General features: G+C 48.3%; 6 protein-coding genes and 1 pseudogene. 2 read left to right on the forward strand and 5 right to left on the reverse strand.

What is annotated here, in order from left to right; translation table 11 throughout:
- Positions 1 to 9: 9 nt before the first annotated feature.
- Positions 10 to 1,002: a ribose-phosphate pyrophosphokinase gene (locus RMO27_RS16000; RefSeq protein ID WP_309734271.1), complete on the reverse strand. Its 993-nt coding sequence runs from the start codon at positions 1,000 to 1,002 to the stop codon at positions 10 to 12.
- Positions 1,003 to 1,299: 297 nt separating this feature from the next.
- Between RMO27_RS16000 and RMO27_RS16005 the strand changes: the two genes are divergently transcribed.
- On the forward strand, positions 1,300 to 1,542 hold the full coding sequence (locus RMO27_RS16005; RefSeq protein ID WP_309734275.1) for a Calvin cycle protein CP12: 243 nt from the start codon (positions 1,300 to 1,302) through the stop codon (positions 1,540 to 1,542).
- A gap of 146 nt (positions 1,543 to 1,688) precedes the next feature.
- Here the strand turns inward: RMO27_RS16005 and RMO27_RS16010 are convergent, their stop codons facing one another.
- From RMO27_RS16010 to RMO27_RS16020, 3 genes are all read right to left on the reverse strand, one after another.
- On the reverse strand, positions 1,689 to 2,654 hold the full coding sequence (locus tag RMO27_RS16010; RefSeq protein WP_309734277.1) for a glutathione S-transferase C-terminal domain-containing protein: 966 nt from the start codon (positions 2,652 to 2,654) through the stop codon (positions 1,689 to 1,691).
- 6 nt (positions 2,655 to 2,660) lie between these two features.
- Positions 2,661 to 3,416 carry a serine O-acetyltransferase gene (gene cysE, locus RMO27_RS16015; RefSeq protein WP_309734279.1) on the reverse strand — a complete coding sequence of 252 codons (756 nt, stop codon included), beginning with the start codon at positions 3,414 to 3,416 and terminating at the stop codon, positions 2,661 to 2,663.
- 156 nt (positions 3,417 to 3,572) lie between these two features.
- Complete coding sequence (locus RMO27_RS16020; RefSeq protein WP_309734285.1) at positions 3,573 to 4,319, reverse strand: DUF561 domain-containing protein; 747 nt, start codon at positions 4,317 to 4,319, stop codon at positions 3,573 to 3,575.
- A 163-nt stretch (positions 4,320 to 4,482) separates the two neighbouring features.
- On the opposite strand from RMO27_RS16020, the gene RMO27_RS16025 reads away from it, so the two are divergent.
- Positions 4,483 to 5,187 (forward strand): acetoacetate decarboxylase family protein, encoded by a 705-nt coding sequence (locus RMO27_RS16025; protein ID WP_309734280.1) that lies wholly within the window; start codon positions 4,483 to 4,485, stop codon positions 5,185 to 5,187.
- Between the two features lie 123 nt (positions 5,188 to 5,310).
- Here RMO27_RS16025 and RMO27_RS16030 read toward each other — a convergent pair.
- A pseudogene (locus RMO27_RS16030) lies at positions 5,311 to 5,617 on the reverse strand (photosystem II q(b) protein); the annotation flags it as partial.

Raw genomic sequence — 5,617 nt, forward strand, 5'->3', positions numbered from 1 at the left:
ACAGATTCATTAGCGGAACATGCTACTAACCGAGGTATCTTCATGCACCCGCCAAATCGCTTCACCTAATAAATTGGCGACAGATAGCACTTTTAGCTGGGGAAACCGGTTAGCAGCGGGCATGGGTAGCGTATTGGTCACGATCACTTCTTCAAAGACGCCACTGGAGAGGCGTTCGATCGCTGGTGGCGAAAAGACCGCATGAATTGCACAAGCATACACCTGCCGCGCACCTTGCTCCCTGAGGATTTTGGCACCTTCAGAGATCGTTCCCCCCGTATCGATCATGTCATCGACCAAGATCGCTGTTTTGCCAGCCACATCACCGATCACATTCATGACTTCAGCGACATTATGGGCTTGACGACGTTTGTCGATGATGGCGAGCGGTGCGTCATTGAGCTTTTTGGCAAAAGCCCGTGCGCGCGCGACGCCGCCGACATCTGGCGATACCACTACTATATCTGGAAGATTTTTTTTGAGAATATAATCAACCAGCACTGGCGAACCGTAGATGTGATCCAAGGGGATATCAAAATAACCTTGAATTTGGGCTGAGTGCAGATCCATGGCCAGGACTCGATCGGCACCAGCAGTGGTAATCTGATTGGCGACTAGTTTAGCGGTAATCGATTCGCGTCCAGCAGTTTTGCGATCAGCACGAGCATAGCCATAGTAAGGAATGACCGCTGTAATTTGGCGCGCCGAAGCTCGCCGACAGGCATCGATCATGATGAATAATTCCATCAAGTTATCGTTGACTGGATGACATGTCGGTTGGATCAGATAGACATCACAACCTCGAATGGATTCTTGAATCTGGACATAAATTTCCCCATCGGCGAACCGCTTGCGAATCATCGGACCGAGATCCAGTCCTAGATAGCGAGCGATTTCCTGAGATAGCGGGATGTTAGCATTCCCCGAAAACAACCGCAGCCGACTGTTGTCACTGACGGATGGGAGTGTGGGCTGAAGCGTCAAGGTAGCAGAACGGATCACAACGTCAGACCCTCAATGAGTGCTATATTTTGCATGGCAATTCTAACACTCTCACCTATCGATCGTCCGATTAAATTCAAAAAATTTTTGATTTCGACTAAATTTCAGTAACATCCACGACAAAAAAATTGATCGTCACAGTGTGTTTAAAGCTTGAAACCCTAATCGGCTAACAGTCGATCGCAAATGTGTGGAAACCTCTACATTTGTGATGGTGTCTTTCAAGATTGGAAAGATACAATAGAGGTCAGGCTGCTCTCAATCGCCTCGCATAATTTACAGTAAATAGTCAAGATTATGACCAACACTCAAGAAACAACGATGACACTCGAAGATCGGATCGAGCAAGCACGCGAAGCGGCTCATCAAGCTGGCGAAAATTTTGGTAAAACTTCTCCCGAATTTGCAGTAGCGATGGAGATCCTCGAAGAGCTACATCAGGAATCCGGACACCAACGGAGCGCGCAGCCCCAAAACTCTCTCGAACGCTTCTGTTCCGATAATCCAGAATCGCCAGAATGTCTGCTTTATGATACTTAAATTTAGTTGACAGTTGCGGCTCGCGCCCTGGAGGTTCCCTCCAGATAGAGCGAGACAGACAGTTAACAGTTGGCAGCTAATCGAACCCATAGTGGTAATCGAGGTATGAGATGACTCTTGTACCTCGCTTTTGTTGTGCGCTAAATCTAGTCCGATACTTTTATCTTTAGGAGGTAGCTCATGTCTGGTAGCTGCGGAATAATGCCACCAGGATTGAGGGGAAATAGATTACTGTAATAATCCTGTAAGATCGTCTGAAAATTACAAGTAGCCGCAACCCCAGGCAAATGATAGATGTTGGACAGGTAAGTTTGAAGTTGGGGATAGTCTTGAATGCGCCGATGGTTGCATTTGAACAGGTGGTTATACACCAAGTCAAAGCGAATCAGCGTGGTAAACAGGCGGATATCGGCGAGGGTGAGGACGTCGCCGCAGAGATAAGCTTGAGTCGAGAGTAAATCGTTAACTCGATCGAGTGTGGCAAATAGTTCGGTATAGGCTTTGTCGTAAGCCACTTGGGTCTGGGCAAAACCGCAGCGATAGACGCCATTGTTGACGGTTTGGTAGATTATCTCATTCCAGTGGGCGATCGAGTCTTGGAGGGCAACTGGTGCGAGATCGAGTTCGGGGTGCTCAGCATACTCATTGAATTCTGAGTTGAGTAGCTCGATGATCTCGGCACTTTCATTATTGACGATCGAGTAGGTCTGCGTATCCCAGAGCATCGGCACTGTGGATCTACCTGTATATCCTGGTTGCCCAAATCGATACAACTGAGCCAAGGTTTGGCAACCATGTTCTGATGCTGGCAATACCCAGCCACCAGCATTGGCATCGCCCGGCAAGATCGTTACATCGATCATCTGTTCCAATCCTTTTAAGGCGCGCACTACTAAAGTACGGTGCGCCCAGGGACAACTCCAGCCGACATATAGTCGATAGCGATTTGGCTGTGGGGTATATCTACCCTCAATTCGCTGGCGAAATTCACTTTGCGGACGTTGATATTCACCGAGATCGTTTGGTGGAGCTAGTTGAGACATCATCAATTGCCAGATGCTCGTCCAGATCGATCGACCAGTTTGCACGATCCAGCTTGGGGGAATTGGCATGTAGCTCTAAATCCCCGCACCATCTAAAAATTGCCGAATCACTCGATCTTCCAAGTGACAACTTGCTGGTAACTCTACATCCTCTGCTGAAGGGGTTTCGATACCTTGGACGATCGCATTACAAGTTTGTTCGACTTGCATTTTTTGGACTTGTTGTTCTAAACTTTCGATCCGATCGACTAAGGCGCGAATGACTTCAGCCTCGGTATCTGGCAAACTGCCGTGCTCTAAAGGTCCAACGCGCTCGCCCGCCCGATACAAGATCCGACCAGGAATACCGACGACCGTACAATCTGAAGGTACGTCGCGCAGTACGACCGAACCCGCACCAATCCGCACGTTACTACCGATTTGGAGATTGCCTAATACTTTAGCACCCGCACCAACTACGACGTTTTCGCCGAGTGTCGGGTGGCGTTTACCGCTTTCTTTCCCCGTACCACCTAACGTCACTCCTTGATAAATCAGCGCGTAATCGCCAATAATTGCCGTCTCACCGATCACGACACCCATGCCGTGATCGATGAATACGCCCTTGCCAATCGTCGCCCCTGGGTGAATCTCAATTCCCGTAAAAAAGCGGGCTAAATGCGAAATAAAACGCGGAATAAACGGGATACCCAAAACGTACAGCCAATGAGCAAAACGATGTAGGGATAATGCTTGTAGTCCTGGATAGCAGAAGAGAACTTCTAACCAGTTACGGGCGGCTGGATCGCGGTCAAAGATAATTCGGAAGTCGGCAATTAGTTGTGAAATCACGGTCAGTGTTCCATTATCACTATCGATCTATTAAGTATTTTAGCTGTTATTTGACGATCGAGGTCAGTAGGGTTTCCCTCATCTAAGTGGGGAGTTGGGAGTTGGGAGTAATTAAAGAAGCTACTCTATAACTCTCTACTCCCTATCCACTACTCTCTAGCCTCGAACAGCAACCGGAGTTGCCGCCAGAGCCTCAACCAAACTGCGAACGACGGCGATTGCGGCGATTTCGTCGTTGAGCTTGTTAATGGCCGAACCGACGCCGATTCCCGCAGCACCAGCAGAAATTGCTAGCGGTGCAGTCACATTGGATAAACCGGAGGCACATAGAACGGGTACCTCGACAGCACGAGAGATTTCATAGGCAGCAGCTAAGGTGGGTGCAGCTTTTTCGATTAAACCGAGCGTACCTGCATGGCTGGGCGCACTGCTGGTGCCGCCTTCGGTTTGAATGATATCCGCACCCGCAGCGACTAGTGCTTGCGCCAATTCTACTTGTTTGTCTAGAGTCAAAATGTGGGGCACGGTGACAGACAGAGTAATGTGGGGCAACAAGGCACGAGTTGCCTTAGTTAGAGCTAAAACTTCATCGGCTTCAAATTTGATGCCTTGAGCGTAGAAACTATCAAAATTACCGATTTCGATCAGATCGGCACCAGCTTCGACGGCAGCAACGAATAATGGCGGATCGACAGCAGAAACACAGATTGGTAGGTTGGTGAGTTGACGCGCCATCCGCACGAGTTCTGGATCGGCAGCAATATCGATAAATGTCGCACCACCGCGATCTGCGGCTTTCACTACCATTGCCACTTGATCGCGATCGAAATTATTCAACCCACTAATGACTTTGAGGACTCGATTACTAGCAAAGGCTGTTTGCAGGCTATTCAACATATTCATCACTTGGTGAAGGGACGTGTAAATCTTTATCTGAACCATTTTGACATCGATCGGGTGGAATCGATCGACCGACGATACTAAAGTCAACAGATTCTAAGCACCGAACTTTTCCACCCGATCTCTAGCCATAGGGGGATTCTAGTCGATCGATCGAGGTGTCATAATGACAAGCAAAGACTTTGTCACGATGAATATGTCTTATCCTCCAGCTCCATGGCATTTGGATGGGACTGCATTAGCATCTTTCCAGCCGATCGATTTAGCAACGGCCAAACAATTCATACCGATCGATTTTGACATCGTCTCTGTGCTGCCAGGAAAAACACTGGGTTGCCTATATCTATCGGCATACGAGCCGAGTTCTACGCTCCAGTATCACGAGCTAATTGTCGCGCCAGCTTTGGTAAGCTATCGGGGCAAAATCGGTGCTTGGATTTCGCATATTTATGTAGATAATCCCCAATCTGTTGAGGGTGGTAGAAATATCTGGGGATTGCCAAAACAGATGGCTGATTTTACTTGGGACGATCAACAGGTGACAGTTTCCCAAGATCGCAATTGTTTGTGCCGAGTCGATCGATCTCCGCTGGAATTACCGCTGTCATGGTGGGGCAACTTCAAAATCAGTGGAAATGTCTTTGGCGGTTTGGAGCGGGATATCTTATCATTTCAAGGTAATGTTAGCTCAGGGCCAAAATGGACTCCATCGAGTCTAACTATTCCACCATCAAGCCCATTTGCCTCGATCGATTTTAGTCACTCTTTATGCTCAGTACGACTTGATCGTCTCCACCTTACTGCTAATGCACCATCGATCGTCGGTCAAGCCAGATCGGGTTTGATTAACTCGCCTAATATAATGAGCTGAAAGTTCACCGCTAGTTTTAGTCTTCAAGAATTTAGCTCGATGCGAAGCAATATTAATATCCCAATGAAAAACCCCCCTGACACTTGGTGTCAGGGGGGTTCTCAGCTCGAAATCAGACGATGATTAACCGTTGATAGCAGGAGCAGTCAAAGCCACAGGAGTAGCTTCACCAGCAGCTAAGTCAAGAGGGAAGTTGTGAGCGTTACGCTCGTGCATTACTTCCATACTCAAGTTAGCGCGGTTGATGATGTCAGCCCAGGTATTGATCCCGCGACCTTGAGCATCGACAACCGATTGGTTGAAGTTGAAACCGTTGAGGTTGAAGGCCATGGTCGATACACCCAAGGATGTGAACCAGATGCCGACTACAGGCCATGCAGCTAGGAAGAAGTGCAAGGAACGGCTGTTGTTGAATGAAGCATATTGGAAG

Origin of the sequence: Chamaesiphon sp. OTE_75_metabat_556 (assembly GCF_031378165.1) — a bacterium.
GTDB lineage: Bacteria > Cyanobacteriota > Cyanobacteriia > Cyanobacteriales > Chamaesiphonaceae > Chamaesiphon.